Genomic DNA, 25,635 nt, shown 5'->3' with positions numbered 1-25,635 from the left:
TATAAAAACGGACAAATACGGAAGCGCAGACCATGGCATATCCATTTCCGACGACAACCGCCCTTCATCCTCTGTCACGGTTGAAGAACAGCGTCCTGTCGCTGGGAAAAAGCCTGCTGAGCCGGGAAATGCCCGGGGCAGAGCCCTCCCGCAGGAAAAAGCCGGTTCGCCGTAAGAGTGCGTCTGCGCAGCATCGGTTTACCTTTGAGAGCCTGGAGCCAAGGCTGCTCTTTTCTGCCGACCCCATGGCCATGGCGGTGCAGACCAATGAGCTCAGCCACGATATGGGCAACGATGCCAATGACCTGGTGCTCAGGGTCATTGAGCAGGACAACACCTCCGTCCTGCAATTGGTGGATAACGGCGCGGATGGTGCGCCAGTCCTTTATGAAGCGACGCTGGACAGCAGCAATCACATCACGATCACGGGTACCGATGGTGATGACACTCTGACACTGGATAAAAGTATTACCGCACTTAGCGATGATACGCTGCTGATTACGTTTAATGCGGGCAGTGGCAGTGACACCCTGGAGGGTGCAGAAAGCGATACCACATGGACGCTGACCGGAAACAACAGTGGTACGGCCGGTGACCTGACCTTCAGTGGTATTGATGCTATCACCGGTGGTAATGGGGATGACACGCTCAGCGCCACCATTGATGGCAAAAATAACTGGGTCATAACCGGCAGTAATTCACTCGATCTGGCCGGTATCTCTCTGACCGGTATTGAAGCCCTGTCTGCTGACTCTGACGATGTGCTGGATTTTTCCGGATACAGCACCGGTGTGACGGTCGACCTGGATGCTGGTATTGCGACCGGTTTTGAAGGCGTCAGTGGCTTTGGTGATATCACCGGTTCCGATTATGACGATACGTTGGCCGGTAACGCGAATGACAACACTATTGTCGGTGGCAAGGGTAACGATACCCTTGGCGGCGGTTTAGGTCTGGATACCCTGAGTGGTGGAGAAGGAACGGACACCGTCAGTGAACGTCGTGACGCAGACTTTGTACTAAAAGACACTGTTCTTACGATTGACGGCGTCGATGAGGATACGCTTTCAGGCTTTGAGTCTGCAGCGCTGACCGGCGGTGACAGTGACAATACGCTGGATGCTTCAGCCTTTACATTGGGTGGCGTTACCCTGGATGGTGCCGGTGGCAATGACACCTTAACTGGTACAGCTGGCAATGACACCCTGACCGGTGGTACCGGAGCCGATGCCATCGACGGTGGTGCGGGCACCGATACACTGTGGGAACAGCAGGATGTCGATTTCACCCTGGTGGATGTCTCTGCGGTGGATTTTGAATCCCAACTGACGGTTACGTATGCCGATACGTCGACTGAAATAGACACGCTTGTTCGTATAGAAAGTGCCGATCTGACCGGTGGCCTGAGTGATAACACCCTGGATGCGTCTGGCTTTACCTTGGGCGGCGTTACGTTATCCGGTGGCGCGGGTCGTGACACGCTGGTCGGTTCGGATAATGATGATCTACTAAGCGGGGGCACTGGCGCCGACAGTATCGATGGCAATGGTGGCACCGATACGCTGATTGAAAGCGGAGATACCCGCTACATTCTCACCGATTCCAGCCTGGATGCAGCGGCAGGAGTTGATGAAATCCAGACCATTGTTCTGACCGGTGTCAGTGATGGCACGTTCACCGTCTCCTTCCGCGGAGAAGAATCCGAAGCTATCGCCCACGATGCCTCGACCGAGGAACTGGCAGATATTCTCAGCCTGCTGACCGGATTCCATGAAGAAAATATTCAGGTCACCGGCGGCCCCGGCGCCTGGCAGATTCAGTTTATTGGTGAGTTTGGTTCTCAGGATATTGAACCATTGGTTGTCACCGGCAGCTTTTCCAGTGGTTCCGCTGCAGTACAAACAACGCAGGCTGGACAGTCCAATAACGAGGTTCAGACCATCACCTTGACGAGCGTGACCAGTGGCTCATTCACGCTGACGTTTGATGGTCAAACGACAGAAAACCTGGCGTTCGATGCGGACGTTGATGATGTCGCGTTTGCACTCCGCCAGCTCGATAATATCGGTTATGAAGATGTCGCGGTGACCGGTTCCGCCGGCGCATGGGTTGTGACGTTTACGAACAATCTGGCTGCCATTAATGTCAGCGAAATGACCGTTAATGGTGATTTTAACGTCGGGGGCAGTGCAGGCGTCAGCAGTGTGGATGGCGTTCAAAGTCTGGATACACTCAGTGAGATTGAGAAAGCTGAGCTGACCGGCGGTGCCAGCGGCAACCTGCTGGATGCATCCGGATTCTCCGGCAGCGTCAAGCTTTACGGCGGAGAAGGGATGGATACCCTGATTGGCGCCGGTGGAGATGACGAACTGTATGGTCAGGATGATGCCGATACCTTAACGGGCTTTGGGGGTGCTGATGTCATTGATGGTGGTGAAGGCATTGATACGCTGGTAGAAACCTTCGACGCAAATATGACGCTCACCAATGTGAGCCTTGTGCACGGCAGCACGACGGATACCCTGTCCCAAGTTGAAATTGCCGAATTAACCGGCGGTGCGGGTGATAACACGATTGATGCCTCCGGCTTCACCGGGCTGGGTGCGGAAACCCTGCTGCAATACCTTGATAACCAGTCCGGCCTTGGCACGGTCGATGGCACGGACTTCTCCATTACCCTGCGCGATGTCACGGTAGTTAACGTCAACCTGTCGTATGCAGAAACCATTCAGGACGTGCTTGATCTCATTGCGGAAGCGGATACGTCCGGCAATCTGACCGCTTCGCTGAATGCGACACAAACCGGCATTGATCTGACAGATACCACAGTTGGCGTTGGTGACCTGACCGTTGCCGCGGTCGGTGGTTCACTGGCGGCAACAGTCCTGGGGCTTGCAAAGACTGGTACTGCTGGAAGCCTTTCTGGCGACGACATCGTATCCGGCTATGTAAAACTCGATGGTGCAGCTGGTGCCGATACCCTGATTGGCGGTATCGGTAATGACTATTTCACGGGTGGCGAGGGTAATGACACCATCACCGGTGGCGCCGGTGAAGACTGGCTGGTCGAAGTGCGCGATGCCGATATGGTGTTGGCAGATATCACCAGCGACGATGCAACAGATCCGGCCGATCTGGATAATGCGACACTGGCTATTGGTAGCACTGAAACCGATACACTGGATGGTATTGAACGGGCAGACCTATCCGGTGGTGCGTCTGTTAACTCACTGAATGCGAGTGGCTTCACATTAGGTGGCGTGATACTGCGTACCGGCGGTGGTGTGGATTCACTGGTGGGTTCTGCCAACGACAATGATCAGTTTTATATCGATATCTCTGGACTGGTGGCAGGAACTGACAAGGTCAATGTCAATATTGGTGGTGGTACCGATAACGAAATCATCGTTGAGGGAATGGACTCATCCATTACCCAGGAAGATTTTGAATGGGTCAGCTTTACCGGAAAGGATAGCGCGACCTATACCGTGAACGCGGGTAATACAGCGACCATTGACGGCAATATTTCTGTTGATGGCATGAACATCAAGATTGCCGCCGGTACTGTCAAGATCAAGGGTTATACAATTGATACCAGCCATGCGACAGCGGCGGGCGATATCACCATCAAGGGCAAAGAAATTACCATTGATGAAGGTGCGCAGTTAATCGCACTGGCGTCAACCAATGTCAGCAATGCGGTTCACGGGGATATTACGGTACTGGCTGAATCGCGGTTATTGCCCTGGACGTCTGGCTGGTACAACTATGACAATCTGAAAGCCAAGGTGTTTATTGGTGAAACGGCCGGTATCGGTAATACGCAGACCACGTTGAAGGGCGGCAATGTGTCGGTCGGCGCAGTGGTTAACAGCCAGAATTACCTGGCAGCGAGCAACTCCAATAACAATAACTGGTTTGCTGAGAATGCCCTCTCGGTTGCCGAGTTTGCCATTGAGTTCAGTGAAGGGTTGGCCCTGTTAGGGGCGGTATCCCGTGCGGTGTCCACGGCCAAGATTGAGATTGGCTCATTCGCGCAGATCACTGCAGAAGCTTCTCCGGATACCAGTCAGAATACCGGTAATGTCACGATTGTTTCCTCGTCTCTGGCGCAGGCCAGTGCCAAGCCTTATTCCTGGGGCTTTGCGGCTTCCGTCGGCATTATTGAGAATGAATCACGGGTCAACATCAACGGTAATGTGAATGCGGCCGGGGATGTTTACATCCATGCCGATGCCAAAAATGCCATGGATGTTGAGGCGAACCCGACCAAGCTGTCCAAAATGGCAGGCTCAGTTGCTGTTAGTGTGATCCAGTCAACGGCAGAAGCCAATGTGAAAGATGGCTCTGTCATGACCGTTGGCGGTAACCTGAATGTCTCCAGCAATACCTCCGAAATCAATACGACAGTGGCCCGTTCCATTGCCGGTGTAAAAGGCAAACTGGGTATAGCACTGGCGATTGCCGTTGATGAAAGCCATACCAATGCTTACCTGGATGGCACCGTCACCGTCGCAGGTGATATCACCGTTGACGCCAGCATGGATGATCACATCCTCGATGATAACGGTGCCGATTCGGGCATTGGCGCCAACAATAGCCTGGGGGCTATTTCAGATAACATTATCGGATTAGGCTCATTATTCCTGTCTCCACCGACCAGTCCGGGCATTAAGGCATTTGCCGGTGTTGGGACAGACTCCAAGGGCGATTTCCTGACCGATGCTGCCAAATCGCAGAAAAGTCGTCTGTCTGATCCTGTCAAAGATGCCACGACAAAATTTTTGTCGTCCAAATCCAGCGCGTTCGACAAATGGTGGAATGCCACCTCTGAACCCAAAACCAAAGGCGATGCATACGATATTGCGGCGGCGATCGCCGTACATGTTGATAACAACGAAGTGGTTGCGCGTATCGGCGACGGTGTGGTGGATGCGGCCAACAAGCAGACTGTAAAAGCCGGTGGCAATATCACCGTTCAGGCTGTGCTTGAGTCACGCCCGAGCCTGACGTCAGACTCCAAGGCGATCGACTACGGTGCAGCAACGGGCGATGACTCCCGGTTTACCACGGAAAAAGGGTTTTCCGCGGCTATCGCTATGGGCTACTACGACAGCAAGTCAAAAGCCTATATCAATAACGATGCGGTGGTTGATGCGGCTGGAAAGCTGACAGTCAATGCAGAAACGCGCAATCAAATTGATCCCACCAGTCTTTGGGGCGCGAACCTGATTGCCCCTCTGCTCGAAGATACTGGGAAGTCTGATTACAAGGACACCGACACCGGTGCGACCCTCACAGAGGGTACGCTGGTGGAAAGTAAAGACAGTACTGGAAAAACGATTCAGTACGAATTCCTGAGCAATGTCGCAGAGTATAACGTAGACCTCAATAATCAAGATTTTGAGGATGACACACGGTGGCTGATGCTTGATCCGGTCCAGAACAAGATCGGCGAATTTATTACGACAGCAGCCAGTTATCTTGACAGTAACCTGGGGCTGGATGACCACCTGATTGATTCCTGGACAGCCTCGCGGGCAGAAGGTCAGAAGAAAGCGGCCGCCGGTTCTGTAGCCGTACTGGTCATGAATCAGAGTGCGGATGCCACCATCAAGGAAGGGGCTTCCATCAACCAGGACTCCACCTATCAGGATGCAGCCAGTAACCAGGATGTGACCGTATCCGCAGTCAGTGTTGCTCAGATGGTCAATCTTGGCGGTAACTTTACGCCGTTTGGTGTGACGGGTGATACGGATAAACCGGAGAGCGACGATAAAAGCTACAGTGGCTGGAAACCGAAAGCGACAGCCGGTGGCTATGGTTCCAAGTCTGCGGATGATGGTGATGCCGTTGGGGTTGCTCTGCTGGGTTATGCCTATGTCAATGATGTCACGGCGAAGATAGAAGACGGCGTCACGTTGTATGCGGACAGCCTGAAAGTCGATGCGGATAACGAGACGCTGTCAGTCACGTTAGGCGCGTCTGGCGGCCAGGCTGATAACATGGCCTTTAACGGCGCCATGCTGGCCACCGTCGTACTGAACTCAACCATTGCCCAGGTGGATGACGGTGCCAATGTCACCATTGGCAATGGTTCTGCGGACAATGATGGCAATGCCGTACTGATTGAAGCGAATGATACGGCTTACATCTTCACAGTGGCAGGAGCGGTGGCGACCTCTGAAACCACCGGTGTTGGCGCCTCGGTAGCCGTCAACGTGATTGAGCGTGAAACAGAGGCGCTGATTGGTAGCCGTTATGGTGATGATGCGCGCTATGGCAGTGGTGGCTTTACCGCCACAGGTGACGTCAAACTGTTTGCGCAGAATGACGGGGTGGCAGCCAGCCTGGCGCTGGCTGGTTCCAAGGTGTCCAAAAGCCCTGCGGCTGACAGTGACAGCATCCCGACGGATACCTCCAGTAATGGCAACGGTGGCAGTTCCGATTCTTCCAGCAGCAATGGTTTAAGCAATTCCGATGGTTCCACCACGACCAGTCCGGAATTGATGAAAATGAACCAGAGCCAGAGCTACCAGGATGGCATTGCGGACATGAGCAGCCGCTGGACGGCGGAGGCAGACGCGAAAGAAGCCGCCAAGCCTGGTCAGACCGGCATGGGAATCTCCGGCTCTGTCACCATTAACATCGGTGATGACAATGCGGAAGCGTACATTCGCAATGCCTATGACATTGATGTCGGTGACCTGACCATCAAAGCCAGTGACCTGAGCATCTATGGTTCGATCTCTGGCGCCATGACCTATGTGAAGGATGACAATGGTGGTACTGCTAGAGGGATTGCTGGTTCTGCATCCTTCAGTTTTGTCACCGGTACTGTTAATGCGTCGGTTGTCAGTGCAGATTCGCTGCTGGCTGACTTGCTTGATTTTGATGCAACCCGTAACGGCTGGGTGACCTCCCTGACTGCCAGTATTGCCGGTGCTACCGGCCGTAGTGGGACGGCCATCGCAGGCTCCGTTGCCGTGACAAGAACCACCTTTACGACCAAGACCGGTTTGTCTTCTATCTCCGGTGACACCGTCATCGACGGCACGATCAACCTGAATGCTGATGATCATACCCAGATTATCCTGATTGCCGGTTCCGGCGGTTTTGGTGGCAAGACAGGCGTCGGCTCCGCTGTCGCATTCACACAAATTCAAAATACCACGGAATCGGTTATCGATGGCCTCAGTAACCTGAAACACGGTGGTGATGTTACTGTCAAAGCACAGTCAACAGGGCTGGTCGTTTCTATTACGGGGTCCGTGGGGACTGCCGGCGGACAAAGCACGACCGGCTTGGGGGCTGCTGGCACCCTGTCGATGAACTTCATCAACAATACGGTCGAGTCCAAACTGCTCAATACCACAACTACGGCAGACTCGACCGGTAATGTCAGCCTGCTCGCCGATGATGCGTCGTCGATTTATTCCTTTGCCGGTGGCTTTGCCAAGGGCAAGTCGCTGGGGCTGGGTTTTGCCCTGGGCTTCAACTTTATCGATAACACGGTGACGGCGAAGGTGTCTGGCTCAACCTTGCGCACCAGTGGCGGCTTGAGTGTTAAGGCCGAAGAAAATTCCGTATTGGGCACCCTGGTTGTAGGGGGCTCGGGCGCTGAGAAGCTGGCTGTTGCCGGTAGCCTGGCGGCCACATACACCAATAATGACATTACTGCCACTATCACCGGCGACAGTGATATTGCCGTAGACGGCGCTGTTCTGGTTTCTGCATCCGATACAACGACCAGCGTTAATCTGTCCGGTGGTCTTGCGTACTCCTCTCAGCAGGGGGCAGTGGGAGCCGCTATCGGCGTCAACCTGATTGATAACACCATCCTGGCTGAAATCAACAGCTCAAAAGTGGTCTCCAATACCTCAACGCTGGATGTTCTGGCATCCGCTGAAAGCATCCTTGTCAGTGTCGCTGTGGGCGGCGCTGGCGGACAGAACTTTGCGGCCGGTGGCTCTGTTTCAGTTAACGAAGTGACCAATACCATACAGGCGCGTATCAAGGATGATGCCGACGCAACAGTAGCCACTGATGTTGAGGCCAGTGGTGCCGTCAGCGTGGCTGCGGCTGATTCAACGACAATGGTTGTTATTGCCGGCGCGGGTGCCTACTCCGGCAGTGGCACTGCGATTGGAGCCTCTGTTTCAACCACGGAAGTCAGCAATACGATTCAGGCGTCCATTGATGGCGCAAAGGTTGAGTCAACCGGTGCCGGTGTGAATGTTCTTGCAGGCTTCTCGCCATCCGGTTCTGACGTTGATCTGGCAGGCCTCGGGGTTGATACCTCTGAGCTGCCTTCAGATACCGACTTCGGTGCACAGATTATTAATGTCACCATTGCTGGTGCTTACGCGAATACCTTTGCCGCTGGCGCCGCCATTTCCCTGAACTGGCTGAATAACACCGTAGAGGCGTACATCAACGACGCGGATGTTGATGCATCCGGCGATGTGACAGTCGCAGCGGAGGATGATGCCGACCTGATTTCCATCGCTATTGGGGCAGCCGGTTCCTCTGGCAGTGGGGCTTTAGGGGCCGCGATCGCCTACAACTACATTGGTGGTGATCCTGGTGATCCGACCCGTGATGTGGCGGAGAATAGGGATGCTATCAATACAGGCATCATCCGCGCCTACATTGGCGGGAATGCGACGGTGGATTCCAGTCAGGGCGCCGTTAATGTCTATGCCGACTCGGCAGCCAGTATTGTCAACGTCACAGTGGGCGCCGCAGGTGCCAACAATGTCGCGATAGCGGGCTCTATTTCGATTAACTTCATGCGTAACCTGGTGAATGCCTCTATACAGGGCGGTGCCAAGGTCACGGCCTATACCGATATCAATGTTCGTGCAACGACAACACCGATCATGGTGATTGTCGCTGGTGGTGCTTCCGGTGCCAGTACGGGGGCGGCGGCTATTGCTTCTGCTACCAACGATATGCGCAGTGATCTCCAGGCACGGATAGAAGGCAGTGGTACTGAAGCCACAGCGACAACAGGTGATATCAAGGTTGCTGCAAAAGTCCTTAATACAGATCAGTTGCCGTCTGTAGCACTGGCCGATGATGGTGATCAGGATTCCAGCGATGATCCGATACTGGATGCCCAGATCTGGTCATTCACTATCAGTGGCTCGGGTGCCGGTACCGTTGGTGGTGCTGCCTCACTGTCGTTGAACTGGATCCGCAACAGCGTTGAAGCACGTATTGCTGACAGTGCCAAGGCACAGGCCAGCAGTGGTGCCGTGAAAGTATCAGCTTCTGATCAGGCGACACTGAACTCGCTGGCCGGTGGTGGCAGTGGTGCAGGAACCGCTGCGATTGGTGCGGCCGTGGGTTACAACTATGTGGGTGGTAACCCGGATGATCCGGGCGATTATGATACGGCCAACATCATCAGGGCCTACATTGATAACGCCACCGTCATTGCTGATACCGTGACCGTGGATGCGACCTCTGATGCTGACATTAATACGTTCAGTGTGTCTATTTCCGGTTCTGGCACCTTTGCCGGTGCGGGCTCCTTCTCTCTGAACTGGATTCGTAAAACCGTCGATGCTCATATCAGTGGCAATGCTTCAGTCACTGCTACCGGTGACATTGATGTCTTGGCTTCTGACACGTCCGATATCCGTTCAGGTTCTGCCCAGATCAGTGGCTCCGGGACTGTCGCCATTGGTGCGGCTGTCGCCTATAACGAGATCGACAATACGGTTAAGTCTTATGTCGATAGTTCCAGCGTTATCGTAACGGCGGGCAATGCCGGCAATATCCGCATTGTGGCAACCTCTGATGCGACGATTTCGACACTATCGGCAGGTATTTCCGGTTCTGGTACGGCCAGTGTGGCGGGATCCGCATCCAGCAACCTGATTCACAATGATGTGCGGGCGTATATCAACGGCGGCACAGTCACTACCGACGACAACATCCTGGTTCAGGCGGAATCTGACGACACCATCACATCGTATGCCGGTACACTCAGTGGTTCCGGTACGGTCGGTGTTGGCGGCACCGTGGTTGTTAACCAGCTGGATAACGATACCCAGGCCTATATCAGTGGTGATGCAACGGTTGTCGCAAAAGGGGCTGGCAGTTCGCTGAGTATCAAACAGTGGGCAGATGATTCTGCAGGTACTGAAAGTACTGAAAACCTCAATGGTCTGGCCGTTATTGCCACCAATGATGAAGAAATCGATGTGGTTGCGGTGAGTCTTGGGCTTGCAGGACAGGTGGGTATCGGCGCCAATGTGATCGTCAATAAGGTCACCAATACGACACGCGCCTATATCAGTGATTCTTCCGTCAATAACAGTAGTAACCGGGGTAAGCAGGTCAAGGTTCGTGCGCATCAGCACACCGATATCAGTAGTGGCGGTGGTGCGCTTGCCTTTGGTGGCGGTGCAGCAGGTGTTGGTGCTTCTATTGATACTGATATTGTGGATAACACCACACAGGCCTATGTCGCCGATGATGATGTCGCGACCGATGAAGATCATATCTACACCGGTGAAGGCCTCGACGTCTCTGCCCTGAGTCGTGAAAAGATTCTCTCTGCCAGTGCCGGCGTTGGGGTTGGTTTTTATGCCGGTGTGGCCGGTGCGGCGTCTGGTGTGAAGAGTACGTCTGATACGGATGCGTTTATTCGCCTGGCCAAGGTGACCAGTGATGCGGGTGTTTCTGTTGACGCCAACAGTCGTGTTGAGCTGGAGCTGTATGACGGTGCCATCGGCGGCGGTATTGTCGGTGCCGGCGGTTCTGTTGCAGTAGGTCTGCTGGATGGTAATACCCGCGCCTATATCGAAGGGGCGACCCTCGTTGCTGACGACAGTGTCCAGGTGAATAGTGATGCGACAGAAAATGTCTCGGTACTGGTTGGTACGCTCGCGGTAGGCGGTACGGGGCTTGGGGGTTCTGTCTCTGTTGTTGAAACCCACTCAAACACCGGAGCATGGATTGGCGCCTATGTGCCCAATAGTGGCGCGGCAACGAATGCCAGTGTCACGTCTGGGTTACATACCAAGGTTAAGGCAACAAGTAACACGACATTTGATAACGATATTGGCGCTGGTGCACTGGGTGGCGGTGGCATCGGTGCTTCCATTGATGTCGTCACGGTTAAAAACGCTGTGGATGCGCATATCGGTGCAAACAGTGTGGTGACCGCTGAGGGGGATGTGACCGTTGAGGCGGAAGCCAACCGAACCATTGATTCGATGGTCATGGCGTTTGCCGGTGGTGCGACCTTTGGTATCAGTGGGGCAGTCTCGGTTATCAGTGTTGGTACCGGTCTTGATACGACCGGCAATGAACAGGCGACGCCGGCACAGGAAAAGATTGATGCTGCATTCAATGATGGCAATGCCAACGGGCTGGGATCGGATGATACGGCGCAGAGAGCGGATGGTGTTGCCAGTAGCAGTCTCTTTACTGTCACAGTAGGCGAAGACCCCTCCGTTTCTGACACGACAGCATATATCGGTGACGGTGCACAGGTCACGGCAGGCAGCAACGGTGCTTCAGCAGATATCCTGGTGAAGGCGACGGACACGGCGGATATTGAACAGATTGCCGGTGGTGCAGCGATCGGGGGCGTCGGTCTGAGTGCCGGTGGTTCTGTCGGTGTACTGAATCTTTCGGGTGCGACAACCGCTTATATCGATAACAACACGGATATATCGGCGACCGATGATATCAAGATAAAGGCTGTCTTTACTGCCGAGGACGTGGATGTCTACGCCTATGGCGGCTCCGCGGGTACGGTAGGTCTGGGTGCCCAGGTCAGCGTTATCAACGACACGGCAACGCAGCGGGCGTTTGTTGACCATGGTTCATCGTCGTCAAACGGAGCACGGATTACCAAGGCTGATGACCTGATCATTACCGCAGAAGCTTCCCGCAATTATGACGTTGAGGCCAAAGGCGTAACGGCGGGTGCCGCAGCCGCGGGTGCTGCAGCTGGTGATGTTGATATCGGTGGTTCTACGTTGGCTTATCTGGGTAATTATGCCCAGGTTGGGCAGGGAAGTGATTCAGTCGGTGATGTCCTGATTACGGCAACATCAAACGCGACGGTCACTGAAAATATCTGGTCGGTTGCAGCCGGTATCGGTGCAGGTTCAGGCAATGATGCCAGGGTTCGGATCGATCCGAGCGTGAAGGCCTTTATTGGTAATAACGCTGCTGTCACCGTCACCAATACGGTGGATATACAGGCTGCGGCAACACCGAAAGCGGACGTAACAGTGCACGGTGTTAATGCGGGTGGCCTTGCTGTCGGCGTCTCACTGACGGATATCACCATTGAACCCACGGTGATTGCAGCCCTGGGTGATCCTGATGATGACGCGAAAGGCAGTATCAGCATTACTGCAGCCAGTTTGTCACTGACGGCAGAAACCAAAGTACCTGATAACAGTTATTCCGCGAAGTCTTACTCTCTGGGTGTTGCCGGTGCCTTGATTGGGGTCGATGCGACTCTTTCAACCATCAATAACAACAGCACCGTAAAGAGCTTTGTTGCAGATGGCGCAACCCTGGCAATTACCGGCGCGACGACACTTTCAGCAACCAACAATACCAAGCAGAAAGCCGAGGCTGACAGCTACTCTGGCGGTCTGCTCGCAGCGGGTGGCAGTTCGGCCAAAGCCAAGTCAAATACGACAACGCTAGCTTTCCTGGGCGATGGGGTTGATCTGACAGGTTCCACACTCCAGATCACCGCTGTAGGTAATGATGATAACTATGCAGAAGGTACCGCAGGGGCTGGTGGCCTTGCCGGGGGTTCCGGTACTGAAGCCATTACTGTCAACAAGAGCACCGTCACTGCAGAAATTCGTGAAGGTGCCAGCGGCAAGGATATCGACCTGACACAACGTGGGGCTGGCACACTGGTCATCAAGGCGGAGCAGAATGCCACCTTTGACAGCAAAATCACTGTCGGTTCTGGCGGTATTCTGGGAGCAACAGGCGCCAAGGCAGATCATGATGTAACGGCTAATGTGACCGCTGGCATCGGTGCCGATGCTGTGGTCAAGGCAACCGATATTGACATGGATGCGATCACCAAACTGCGCAAGAACGGTGTATCCGGTGACAATATCAAGGGAACCACTGGCGGTGTCGCCAGTGCCGCTGGTGCGGACAGCTTTACCAACGTCAATATGACCACCCGTGTGGTTATTGGTGATCGTGCGTCACTGACCGTAGAAGATGGTGCATCGGATGCTGGTGACATGACGCTGGATTCCCTCAATGACTTCATCCTGAACGACAAAGTCACCCTGATCTCCGGTGGTGCGGTATCAGGCGCCGGTTCGACAATGGAGATCAAGACCGATACCAATATCGCTGAAGTGTCTGTTGGTAACAGCGCACAGCTGAGCAGTGTTGGTGATGTCCAGATCTCTGCCCGTGGTACCGGTGAGGCCGTCGGCAAGGTCAACGTGGAAACCTACGGTGGTGGTACGGTTGCCGTGGCGGACACGACGGTAGAAGTACGCCCTGAAAACAAGGTGACATTTGCCGCGAACAGTTACCTGACCACTGACGGCAACCTCAATATCTCAACAGGCACAGACACCAGCTTCAATCGTGATCAGTACAAGCTGGAAGCCCGTACAGATAATTTTGCCGGCAGTGCTATCCCTATTAACAGCCTGGATGCGACGGCGAAGCTGATCCAGAACAATACCATTACCGTCGCCGCAGGCGCGGTTCTGGAAACAGCTCGCGATGCCAAGCTGCATGCCGAACGTCTGGGCTTTGCCGATATGGCAGCCAAGGCCAAGGGCGTGAACTGGACCAGCGAGGTGGCCAAGGCGATCAGCGGTGGCTCTGAACTGTACGACGGAACAATTGAAACCGAGGCTCATGCCACCGTCGATGTTGACGGCACCGTCCGTACGGGTATTGATCGCAAACAGGAACTGGTACTCGATGCCATTGTGAATGGCCAGGTAACCAGTAGTACCCAGACTGACGGCGTGACCTTCCGTACCGTCACGGATCAGCTGGATTCTGAGCTGGTTCAGGAACTGCAATATGCGCAGAAGCAGCTGAACCAGTACAAGGATACCAATGCCAATCTTAAGGCGTTCTACGAGTCTGAAGTGACTCGTATCACTAATGAACTGGAAGCCCAGGGCCTGTGGAGTACGGATGAAAATGGTTTGTCCGGTTATAACAAACAGGATGTTCTTGTTGTAGAGGTTGACCCGATCTGGGCTCAGGCGGGAACCATTGATGTGCGTTCCGATGTGCTGGAAGGAACCGGTGTCTTTGATGCGCCGGGTGATGCCAGCGTTGAGATCACCAACAACACGGCCGCGTTCCTGGAAATCAAGGGGATTTCGATTCCGGATTCCAACGGTGGACTGTTCCTGAACGGTGTTGAAGTCGCCAGCAATAGCGAGATTGAAACGTATAACCAGGCCGATGAAGGGGTTACGGCGGGTTCCGCCAGCTTCTCCACGGTAACCGCAGGGGGTAGTGAAAATCCGCCGTTTATTACGATCGCTAATACCTTTGATGAGAGTGATCCGGCTAATGCGGGCATTCCAACGCCAGATATTACCATCACCGGTAATGTTGAAAATCCGCAGGGTAACCTGACGGTCAGCAACCCTGATGGGAAGGTGACCTTTGAAGCCCAGGTGCGTGCGGAAAACATGAACGTGGTTGGTAAGAGCGTCTACATCAGTGGCCTGACCGATTACAGCGTGGGTGGAGAAACCTACTCCAAGCTGGATTCTCTGACCAATAACGGACAGCAGTCTTCTTCTGATGCAGCGGTTGTCGCTGAGCTGACCAAGACGCCGACGGGTGTCAGCCTCTATGGTGACCGTATTGTCATCAGTGCGGAATACCTGAACCTGAACGGTGTCATGCAGAGTGGTAAGCCGGATTACAGCCTGACGCTTGGCACGGCGACAGCCAACGAAATATCCAATCTCAGCCGGTCGGCCAGTGGTCTGGTCAAGCTGACAACGGCGTCAACGGATGACTATACCGTTTATTACAATACGACAACCGGCAAGATTGAAGTCCAGGAAATCCGTGTCAGTGGTGGTTACATTGAGCTGGAAGGCCATATGCTCAATACCGGTGCCGGCGAGATTCGGGTGCTGGGTGGTTATGGCAAGATCTCGGTAACCAACAATACTGCCTACGATGTCGTGGTGCACAGCCTGGATGCCTCCCAGCGGGGTGAAGGAACCCTGGTCATCAAGGACAAGGCCAAGGGCACCAGTGATAATCCCCACGTCACCATCTATACCAAGGATGAGAATGGCGTCACCATTAAGGAAGATGGCAAGTCCGATGTGTCTGGCAGTGACAGCGACACTTATTCCATCAAGTCCGGCTGGCGTTATGGCTGGTCGGTGGATGTGCTGGATGCTACCCGGTATTACAAAACCGAGAAGAAGAGTGGCTGGCTGGGTATTGATGCCTTTGCCAAGGATCCCAGTGATGATTACTGGGATACGACCGAGCGATTGGAAGGCCCAACCCTGACTGACGAAGGGCCATATTTCTTCCTCGATGCAGGTAAGGCAAACGATGCCTACACCTATGTCAGTGATCCCCAGGTCGATGCCTCCAAGACCAAGAACTATATCGAAGATCGCTGGACGACCAGTACCTGGTACGGCAAGAAGACCTACTACACCAAGTATGTGAAGGAAGAGTTCACGACGACCACACACACACATACGGTCAAGGCTGACTATGGCGTCAACATTAACTTCATTGGGTATGACGCTGGCAGTGTTTCTCTGACCTCTACAGTGGCCGGCGCGGATATTCTCATTGATGGCAGTATCCTGAACAGTTCTGGTACGACAACGATTACGTCGAAAGGGGATATCCGTCAGACCAGCGAAGATTCCTATATCACCGGTAAACGTGTGGTGTTGTCTGCCAGCGGTGATATCGGGCAGGTGGTTGTCGATGGTAATGGCGACATGGTGGATTCCGGCGCGCTGACCGTCAATCTGGCGGATGATGCTTATGCCAGCCTGAAAGCGACCGCCGGCGGTGTCGTGCATATTGAGGCAGGCAGTGGTGACCTGGCAATTGACAGTGTTCAGGCCGGCTCCGGCGAGACCGTAAGATTGGTCGCCAAGGAAAATATTACGGTTGCACAGAAGACCTCAAACAGCTGGTACAACGGCTCCGTGCAGGGCGGCACCGTGGCGCTGGTAGCCGAGGAAGGCTCTGTTGGTAACAGCAGTAGTCGTGCACTGGCACTCAATTCCGGCAACAGTCTGTCCCACTATGTGACAGTTGATGCCAAGACCGATATTTATATCAAGGAAACCAGTGGTGATTTGCGACTGAAAGGCGCCACGTCCGCCAGCGGTGATGTGTATATCAATGTGGCAAGTGGCAGCCTCAAGGATGCCAATGACAGTGCCGTACGTGATGACCGAACGTACGACGAACTGCTCAATGGCGTCTGGAGTGATCTGCAACTGACCGACGGTACCGGTGCCCAGAACAAGATCGATCAGACCTTGATCGATTATGCCAGCAACCGTGAACAGGAATACGAGACTTACTGGCAATACCGTGGCATGCAGGCTGATTCGTCTGCCTATGATGAGAATTTTGTGGTCTCTCTGTCGTCCGATGAACAGACGTATTACACCAATGCCGGTTGGACAGATGGTGAAATCCAGACACTGGTTAACAAGCGAACCGAGGAATATCACAGCCTGCATAGCCAGTTTGGCGGTTATGGTGACAGCTACAATGACAGCTTTACCTATACGGTGTCGGATGCTGAACGGGACAGCCTGACTGCGAGTATCAAGGTCTGGACCGAAGATGAATTGTTGAACCTGTTCAGTGCCGGATTGATCGAACCCATCACCGATACGCAGACCTCTGTTGAGGCTGCCAATATCAGCGCTGCTGGCACGGTGATGATCGTAGCTTCTGGTAGTGTGGGTTCTGCTACTGGTTCCCAGGTGATTGACCTCAGTGGGCCTTCGGTCTCACTCACCGATGATGAACGTGTCGCTTTGGCCGCGGCTGAGCGGACGGATGTCGCTTATCTGGCGGGTGATATTGCGTCGGCCAAGGTGAACTTCCTGAATAACGGCAGCAGTGCTGACACCATTGTCCGTACTGATGGTGGCAACTGGCTGACTGAAGGCTTCCAGGCAGGCATGACCATCCAGGTCTTTGGCACGGCCGACAACGCCAATGAGAATGGGCAGTTCTTTACCATTGATTCTGTCACTGCCAATACGATAACGCTGTCTGGCGATGACCAGTTATCCACTGAGTACCGCGCCAACATCACACTGGCGGAAATTATTGTGGATCCGACCGTGGATGGTGCATCCATAACCGGTATTCGCATCGATCTGCGTGATGATGTGGATGTCGATGCGCTGGGTTCTATTTCTGCGACAGCCAGTGGCGATGTGTTCCTTGGCTCTGAACTGGATATGAAGCTCAACACGGTGTCAGCCGGTGACACGGTTCGGATCAAGACCGGGAAATCGATTATCAACGCTGGTGGTAACAGTGTGACCAATGTCACCAGTAATGATGTGATTCTTGAAGCGGCGGATGGTTCCATCGGTTCAGCCTCCGACCGGATTTACATCAACCTGGCGGCCGATGCCATTTTCACCGCCCGTGTCAGCGGTGATATTTACCTCACAGAGCGAACTGACGATATCAATGTTGGTACCCTCTATGCGCAGTCCGGTGGTATCTATCTCACGGCGGAAAGTGGTGCGATTGTCGATGGCCTTGATCATGATTTCGCCAATATCAGTGCTGCCACGGAACTCAGTCTCACGGCGTCAGCCGGTGTTGGTGAAGATGGAGATTATCTGGAAACTGACCTGGCTACGGACGCTACCCTGACGATTGCGGCAGGCGCGGATGTCTATGTCCATGAAGTGCTGGGCAACATGAATATCCGTGAAGTGCTCGCGGATGGCGGTAATGTGGATCTGCGTGCGCACCTGGCAATCAAAGATACCGAGGATGCCAGTGGTGATGTCGTGACCGGCTTGCCGGAAGCGGATGTCATTGGTAACAGTATTACCCTGACGTCTGAGAATGATGCGATTGGTATCTCCGGCAATGACCTGGATATCAACAGCGCCTACCGTTCGGCCGGCACGGTGACGACCAGCAGTGCACTCAATACCTACCTGATCGAAACGGCTGGTGACCTCTCCATTAACACCATTGGGACAGGGGCGGATTACACGGCCTTTATCCTCGGCCGTGACAACATCCTGAATGGTAATGCGGATGTCAATGCATCGAACGTGACTTCCGGTAAAACAAGGCTCTTTGCTGAAGGCGATATCGGTGCCTCAGGCAAGCGGCTCCAGACGACTGTCGGCTACATGGAAGGACGTTCGACCAGCGGTAATGTCTGGATTACCAATACCGGTCACCTGATTATCGGTGGACTTGATCAGGAAAATGGCATAGTTGCGACTGGCACCGTGAACATTGAGGCTCATAGTCCGATCACGGTTGAGAAGTCCATTATCACTGACGACGACATCCTGCTCTATGCCGGTGAAGACAACAATGATGTAGCGGGTGAAGAGGATCACCTGACCGTCAAAACCGGCGTCACGATCCAGTCGACTGCAGGCACTGTGACCTTGCGTGCCGGTGACAACCTGATTGTTGAAGCGGGTGCTACGGTCAGTGCCATCGGTGACCTTCTGCTGCAGGGGGATTACGAGAATCTCGATGCTGCCGGTACCACGATCCATAACCAGGGCACACTAAGTGGCGCTAATATCACCATCGAAGGTGAAGCTGGTAGTGACAATATCCTGCTGGATGGCGTCATTACGACGGCGGGTATCCTGAGTATTTCTGGTGCAGCTGGCAGTGATGATATCCAGCTGCTGGGAAGCCTGACGGGCTCGACACGCATTGATGTCGACGGCGGTAGTGACGGTGACAGTATCCTGATTGATGTCAGCCTGCTGGCCGGTGATACCTACGTCACCGGTGGTACAGGTGGCGATACGCTGACCGTTAACGAACTGCATTCGCGGAGTGACATGCTTTCCCTGGATGGTCAGGGCGGCGGTGATCAGTACATCATCACAATGACCGACACCGATGCTGACGGTGTCACTCTGACGGATTATGTAGTTGATGTGCATGACAGCGGTGATGCGGCAGACGGTGTGGATAACCTGACTATCCACGGCCGGGGCTTCGCTGGTGACACTAGCGCAGATAAAGATGATGTGTTCCTGATTCGGAATAACTTCATCGCCCGTCTGCACGGTGAAGTTGATACCAATACCTTTGTCGATCCTGTTGAGCGGATCAATTACGATGACAGCCTAAATGACCTGACCGGTGGTGTGCTGATCAATGGCGGCGAAGGCAGTGACAGTTTCTTCCTGGATGACACCAGTGCACTGATGACCATTGACGGTGGCAGTGGCCGGGATACCTTCCAGGTGGGCCAGATCTTTGGTGAAGCGCCTGTCACGGCTGCCGGTGATGAGGTCGCCGGAACGGCAGTGACCCGAGGCTACCTGAGTTATGGCAACAGCGAAGAGCTGACCCTGCTGGGTGGTGATGATGGCGACAGTTTCACCGTTTACAGCAACAAGGCCAAGTTGTTCATGAAGGGTGAAAAAGGCAACGATGAGTTCGTTGTGCGTGCCTTTGTTGCTGACGACGATATTGACCTCAATGGTGGTGATGACGATGATACCATTGATTACAACGTCAATGCCCCGCTCAGTATTGACGGTGGCAGTGGTTTCGACACGCTGACAGCGATCGGTACAGAAGCTGACGACACCTTCACTGTGACCCGAGATTCTATTATCGGTGCGGGACTGTATATCAGTTACGACGGTGTGGAGTCGGTCGATGTGGATGCGTTGGAAGGCAATGACACCTTCATTATTGAAAGTACTCGTGAAGGTGTCATCACGACACTGATCGGCGGCTTGGGCAGCGATAATTTCATCGTGGGCTCAGAAGGTCTGACCAGTGCTATTCAGGGTTCATTGATTCTTGAAGGCGGCTCGACCATGGCGGATCGGTCGCTCAAGACGCCGGTTGTGCTGCCCAGTGAACAGGCGACGTCTGCCAAAGACATTCCCTCGATCACAGATGAAACCATTCAGACGGATACCATGACGGTATTCAATGATGCCAGTGACACTGATGACAATGGACAATTGACGGCGTCATCACTGACCGGTCTGAATATGGATGACACGGCCATTGTGGTTGCCGGTGAAAATGGTGCCCCGGATCGAACCATTGCGGGTGGCATGACGTACTACGGCATGGAAGTGGTCGAAGTTGTTATGGGCTCCGGTAACGACACGCTGGCTGTTGACGTTACAGCGACCAGTATCAGTGCGGCCATGGTGTTCTCCCACAATGTGGGGCTGGGTGTCAGTTATATCACCTTGCAGGATAGTAGCAGTTGGTTTGACCAGGGCTTCCGTGCCGGCGATACCATTGTGGTTGCCGATACGGTTGGCAATGACGGTCGCTATACCATTGCCTCTATTTCGCTGGATGGTAGCCAGGTGTCACTGGCCAGCGGTGAGCAGCTGACGGATGAAACCGTAACTGCCACTGTTCAACGGCAGAACCCAGTAATGACTGCTCATGGGGGAGGCAATCGGGAGGTTGTCGATCCTTCGTCCGGTGATACCGGGATGGGCGGTGACACCATTACTGTGACGGGTACTAACACCAATAACGTTCCACTGATTATCTTTGGTGATACCAGCCAAGATGGTAGCCGGTATGCTTCGCTGAGAGGTGCTGGACTGGATCCGGTGGTTGGTTATGGCAATGCCGGTAACGATGTTATTGACGCGTCTGGCGCGTTGAGTGGCGTTGTGATCTATGGTGGTGCGGGTGATGACACCCTCTATGGCTCACAGGGGAATGATCAGATTGCCGGTGGTTCCGGTGATGACCACCTCTATGGATTGGGTGGCAATGACCACCTCTACGGTGATTCCGGTTTCAATATTGATCTATCCCAGCGCCTGAGCCTGGCAACCGAAGTGCTGACAGTGGTGACGGTCGCCGATCCTGTTAACGATGGCGCCAATGCGGATGATCTTGCTGTGGGTAATGACACCATTGATGGCGGCATCGGTGATGACATTCTCTTTGGTGATCACGGCATCATCACCCAGATCCGTGATGGTTCACCGGAACAACTGCGCCTGATGACAACCGGTAATGTGTCGCATATTGAGACCACGGTAGAAGCTCAGGGCGGTGACGATACCCTGCTGGGCGGTGATGACAATGACATGCTCCTTGCGGGTACTGGTTCGGACAAGGTGGCCGGTAATGCCGGAGACGATATCCTGATCGGTGATAATGGTGAAGTCGATCGCAATGTGGATGGCGACTTGATTACTATTGATCTGGTTCAGAACCGCACCGTTGATCATGGCGGTATCGATACTCTGCAGGGGAATGCGGGTAATGACTGGTTGCTGGGTGGTGTCGGCGGCGATGAGCTGTACGGTGCGAATGAAGATGGCAGCCCGCTGGGACTGCTGGATACGGATGATGACCTGATTCTTGGTGATCATGGTGTCATCACGCTGGCGGCTGGCCAGATCATCAGTGTTGCTTCTCTCCGTCTTCAGAATGGTGGTAACGATACGATTCGTGCAGGGGATGGTAATAACCTGGTGATTGCAGGCTTTGGTCAGGATGATGTCACCGCCGGTTCCGGCAATGACATTCTTGCCGGTGATAATGCGACAGCCACCTTTACGGATGGTCACCTGATTACGCTTGAGTCCACAGATGCTGATGATACGACAGGTGACAATGATCAACTGAATGCCGGTGATGGCTTTAATCGGGTCATAGGCGGTGCAGGTACTGATACCATCACCACGGGTGTCGGTATGGATCATGTGATCGGTGACCACGGATCAATGGTTTACGACATAACCGATACCCTGCAGTCCGCAATGAGCAGCCTTAATGATCAGGGGGCTCGTGATGTGATCAACCTTTCCAGTGGCAATAATGTGGTTATCGCAGGTCAGGGTAATGATGAAGTGACCACCACCGGCGGTGATGACATCGTGATCGGTGACAACGGCTCTGCCCAGTTCACCGATGGTCACCTGATCACACTGACCAGCACTGATCTTGATGACATGACTGGTGGTGATGACACTCTGAACCTTGGCGACGGCTTCAACCGCGTGATTGGTGGTACCGGAACAGACACTATCACTGGTGGCACGGGTGTAGACCATGTCCTCGGTGACCATGGTACGTTGACCTACGATGTAGCCGATATCCTGCAGTCTGCTGTGAGCAGCCTCCATAATCAGGGCACTCGTGATGTGATCAACCTTTCCAGTGGCAATAATGTGGTTATCGCAGGTCAGGGTAACGATGAAGTGATCACCACTGCTGGTGATGACATCGTGATAGGTGACAACGGCTCTGCCCAGTTCACCGATGGTCACCTGATCACACTGACCAGCACAGATCTTGATGACATGACTGGCGGTGATGACACTCTGAACCTTGGCGACGGCTTCAACCGCGTGATTGGTGGTACCGGCACAGATACCATCACTGGTGGCACGGGTGAAGACCATGTGCTCGGTGACCATGGTACGTTGACCTACGATGTAACCGATATCCTGCAGTCTGCAGTGAGCAGCCTCCATAATCAGGGCTCTCGTGATGTGATTGCTCTGTCCAGCGGCAGCAATGTAGTGATAGCAGGGCAGGGTAATGATGAAGTGACCACGACCGGTGGTGATGACATCGTGATCGGTGACAACGGCTCTGCCCAGTTCACTGATGGCCACCTGATCACACTTACCAGCACAGATCTTGATGACATGACTGGCGGTGATGACACCCTTGATCTGGGTGACGGCTTCAACCGAGTTCTTGGTGGTACCGGCACAGATACCATCACTGGTGGCACGGGTGTAGACCATGTGCTCGGTGACCATGGTACGTTGACCTACGATGTAACCGATATCCTGCAGTCTGCTGTGAGCAGTCTCCATGATCAGGGCGCTCGTGATGTGATCAACCTTTCCAGTGGCAATAATGTGGTTATCGCAGGTCAGGGTAACGATGAAGTGATCACCACTGGTGGTGATGACATCGTGATCGGTGACAACGGCTCAGCCCAGTTCATTGATGGCCATCTGATCACGCTGACCAGCACAGATCTGGATGATACAACGGGGGGGGATGACACTCTGGATCTGGGTGACGGCTTCAACCGGGTGATTGGTGGCACCGGTACAGATACGATCACCGCTGGCACGGGTGTAGATCATGCCCTCGGTGACCATGGTACGTTGACCTACGATGTAGCCGATATCCTGCAGTCCGCCGAGAGTGCACTGATTGATCAGGGCGCGCGTGATGTGATCACGTTATCCAACGGCAGTAATGTGGTGATAGCCGGCCAGGGTAATGATGAAGTGATCACCACCGGCGGTGATGACATCGTGATCGGTGACAACGGCTCTGCCCAGTTCACCGATGGTCACCTGATCACGCTGACTAGTACAGATTTGGATGATACAACCGGTGGCGATGACACCCTCAACGTCGGAGACGGCTTCAACCGCGTGATTGGTGGCACCGGTACAGATACGATCACCGCTGGAACTGGCGTAGATCATGTCCTCGGTGATCACGGTATTCTGCTTTATGACCTTACTGACATTCTCCAATCTGCTACCAGTACTCTGAATGATCAGGGGGGTAACGATGTTATTGGCTTGTCGACAGGCGATAACGTGGTGATTGCCGGACAGGGGGGTGATGAAGTCACCACAGCAGGTGATGATGACATCGTGATTGGTGACAATGGTTCAGCCCTGTTTACCAATGGTCACCTGATTACACTGGTGAGTACGGATCTTGATGATACGACAGGTGGCGATGACACCATTGTCGTGGGTGATGGTTTCAACCGCGTGATTGGCGGCACCGGTGCCGACCTGATCAATGCCGGCAGCGGTATCGATCAGGTGATCGGTGACCATGGCCAGATGACGTGGGATAGCACGGATATTCTCCGTGAGGCGATCAGCACGCTGCCATCACAGGGTTCTGACGACACCATCACGCTGTCAGACGGTAACAATACGATTATTGCCGGCATGGGTAATGATGAGGTTGTGACGGGTAATGGTGATGATCATATTCTCGGCGACAACGGCGTTGTTCGCTATGACGCGAGAGGATTGATTACGGAGGCCGAAACCACCGACTTTGCTCTTGGCGGTATTGATACCATTCGGGCTGGTGATGGTGACAACGTTATTCTGGCGGGCTTTGCCGGCGATACTGTTACAGCGGGCGCTGGTAATGACACGGTTGTGGGCGATAACGGACGGGTGACCTTTACGGAAGGTGTCCGTACCCGTGTAGAAACCCTGGATACCATTGGCTCAACCGGTGGCAATGATGACATTTCGTTGGGCGACGGTGAGGATCAGGCACTGGGCGGTGTCGGTGCGGATACTATCGAGAACGCCAGCGGTGAAACGGTCATGATCGGTGATGATGGTTATGTCGACAGTGATGCGGCTGGTCGTTATGTAGAAGGTGCAACCGGCAGTACGGTGCTGGGCGACGATGACCTGTTGATTGGTGGTTCTGACCGGGATGTTCTGTTTGGTGGTGTCGATAATGATGTGATGGAAGGCAATGACGGCGATGACCTCATTGTTGGTGATGGTGCAAAAGTGACGCGCACCAGCCAGAGCCTGATTCTTGAAACCATCGACTTCTTCACCGGCGGCGATGACACCCTGAAGGGGGGTGAGGGCCTGGATCGCATGATCGGCGGCTTCGGCAGTGATCTGTTCTACGGAAACCTGTCAGAAGACATCATGGTGGGTGAATATGCCCGGATGACCTTTGCTGAAAACGGGAATGCAGAACAGGCGACGGTGATCGTTACGCTGGCGCAAGGTGGACTGGATCTTCTACGGGTCACAGAAAAATCGCTCTATACCAAGGTGACTGCGATCAATACCCACAGTTTCCTGAACCTGCGGCCTATCAATGCACTGGGTATTGCCACACCAATGCGGGGGAATGCTGCGAATGCTCAGGACTTCCTTGAGAACCTGGTGGCTCATATCTCGGATAATAACCGCTCCAGTGCCCGGTCTGCAGGTATAGACTTCCTGCTGCCATCCGAGCCGACAGCTGCGGGTGACGGAGAGAGCGCAGAACCGGCACAGTGTGAATCGGGTACGGATGAAAACGGGAATGTGATCCCTTGTGCAGAACCTGCTGTGCAGGAGGGGGCGCCGGTAGAAGACTCGGCTGCAGTGGATACAGAAGTTGAAGTCAATCCGCAGCTGGATAGCCTGAATCGTGCAGAAGCGACTGTGCCGGAGAAGAGTGGCAAAGAAGGTGACCTTGCCGCTACCGGACCGATGGCAGCTGCTTCGCTGGCCTGGGGAACCGCAGCACTGGCACGTCGCAAGGGTAAGGCTGATGCGAAATTTAACCAGTCTGCCGTCAGCGATCTGCAGAAGCGGCAACGGGCGAAACGCTTTATGCGCTGGGATAACGTTTCGCTTTAAGGTATGTTGTAAT

The 25,635-nt window shown here is 54.0% G+C and carries 1 protein-coding gene; it reads left to right on the top strand.

Features of this window, described 5'->3' with window-relative positions:
- The first annotated feature begins 32 nt into the window (after positions 1-32).
- A complete protein-coding gene (locus KHS78_RS18910; protein ID WP_211830291.1) occupies positions 33-25,622 on the top strand; it encodes an LEPR-XLL domain-containing protein in 25,590 nt (8,529 codons plus the stop codon).
- Positions 25,623-25,635: the final 13 nt, after the last annotated feature.

Source organism: Kistimonas asteriae, assembly GCF_018263925.1.
Classification (GTDB): domain Bacteria; phylum Pseudomonadota; class Gammaproteobacteria; order Pseudomonadales; family Endozoicomonadaceae; genus Kistimonas; species Kistimonas asteriae.
The sequence above is the reverse complement of the archived record's forward strand: the minus strand, read 5'-3'. Positions and strand labels throughout refer to the sequence as shown.